At 31.8% G+C, this 1,928-nt stretch carries 2 protein-coding genes; both read right to left on the reverse strand.

Annotated elements, in window-relative coordinates:
- Window positions 1–167: 167 nt before the first annotated feature.
- Window positions 168–710 carry an ATPase gene (locus BKH43_RS08340; protein ID WP_095230481.1) on the reverse strand — a complete coding sequence of 181 codons (543 nt, stop codon included), beginning with the start codon at window positions 708–710 and terminating at the stop codon, window positions 168–170.
- A complete protein-coding gene (locus BKH43_RS08345; RefSeq protein WP_095230483.1) occupies window positions 710–940 on the reverse strand; it encodes a hypothetical protein in 231 nt (76 codons plus the stop codon). The genes BKH43_RS08340 and BKH43_RS08345 overlap by 1 nt, the downstream gene beginning before the upstream one ends.
- Between the last annotated feature and the right edge of the window lie 988 nt (window positions 941–1,928).

Genomic DNA, 1,928 nt, shown 5'->3' on the forward strand with positions numbered 1-1,928 from the left:
TGTATAGAAAACTAACGTTTATATGGTTTCTTGGCCTCTAGGACGTAAAATAAGAGCGATTAGGGGGTAGGGACGATAGTTTTATCGTCTAGAGTAATTTTGAACGATTTTAGGGGTGTTTTTGTGAGATTTTAAGCAAGCAACTTCAAGAGGGAGAAAAAGATAGCCTAAGAGCTAGGCTTCATATAATTTTTTACTTCTTGATTTTTTATTGTACTCACTAGCTTAAAGTCATAAGTATTATCGTAAATAAAGACTTCATCGCACATAGGAATAACTGATTTTAAGTTTTTTAAGCTTTCGTGGTATCTCTTATCTATCAAATTAGGTGCTATATCATGCCCTCCTTTACTCACTCTTATTCTTACCCTCTCTTTGGCTGTTTGCGGGCTATCAAGCCCAACATAGTAGAGTATGATTTTAAAATCTAGCTTTTTTAATTCAGCAAATAAATTTAGGATTGAATTCCCACAAAGCGTAGTTTCTTGGTTGAAGCTAAGTTTATCTTCAAGGTACATATTACGCATGTTAATTGCTATCTTTGAAGCCCTAAGTTGATTGGCTCTATCCTTTGGGTCACCTATACTTTGAGCTATCTCATCAACGTTTATTCTATATCCCATGTTAATTTTTTTTTCTTGTGCTTGAAAATACAATGTCGTTTTCCCTGCACCATTAACACCTGCAAAGATAGTAGCTGTAGGTTTCATTATCTGCTCATGCCTCCGTTTTGATTGTTATTGCGGTTGTGCTGGTTGTTGTAACGTTGTTGAGTAGACTCTTTTTTTACCTCTGGTTCCGTGGTAAGAGAATCTACTTTTTTGATTTCTTCCTCTAGTTCTTTATCTATTTTTTGAGATTGTTCGGGGTTTGCTTTCTCCCATTGTTCTAATCTTTTCATTGATGGAGACGTTTCAAGTGTGTAAGCATCTGTTTTCATATTTTTTTGCCCCTTTTTTGGAATCTGTAATTTAGGGGATTATAGCATAAAGTAAGGGATAAAATATAAATCTATCCCTTTATAAAGGGGATAAAATATAAATCTATCCCTTTATAAAGGGGATAAAATATAAATCTATCCCTTTATAAAGGGGATAAAATATAAATCTATCCCTTTATAAAGGGGATAAAATATAAATCTATCCCTTACTTTGTACAAATTTTGTACAAATCTATCCCTTACTTTGTACAAATCTATCCCTTACTTTGTACAAATCTATCCCTTACTTTGTACAAATCTATCCCTTACTTTGTACAAATCTATCCCTTACTTTGTACAAATCTATCCCTTACTTTGTATTTTTTTGTACCTAAAAAATCTATCCCTTACTTAGCCTTTTAAGTCCCTAAATTACGGGCTCAAAAGGAGTAAAAAAGATACATTTTTTAGGGGTATATTTTTGTACATGATTTTTGGGAAAAAAACGCCTAAAGATATTAAAAGATATTAAAAGATATATAAAAGATATTAAAAGAGAACTTCATTTCAAAATTTAAAGCAATTTTTCATGTTTTTGTAGTCAGAGTGACTTTTTTATTGCTAAAAAATACTTTTTACAAAAATATTGGATTCCTTTTCCATAATAAAAGTATTTTTTAGGCTATTTTTTTCCATAATAAAAGTATTTTTTAGAAAATTACACCCCCTAAAATAGGGGCTCAAAACGACCAAAAAGTGCCCTTAAACAAGATATTAAATATATATATATTAAACATACGTCACAAAAAAATTGCAAAAACAGCTGTTTTTTGATTTTGTTTTTGTAGTCAGTAGGTCTCTCGATTTTTCGCCCAATGGCTCCAAATCGAACCTCATTGCTAGATAGATTGACGCCTTCAGCGTCAAGTAGGCTTAAAAGGGAGAAAAAAGATAGATGCTGTATAGAAAACTAACGTTTATATGGTTTCTTGGCCTCTAGGACGTAAAA

It is taken from the genome of Helicobacter sp. 13S00401-1 (genome assembly GCF_002272925.1).
Classification (GTDB): Bacteria; Campylobacterota; Campylobacteria; order Campylobacterales; family Helicobacteraceae; genus Helicobacter_I.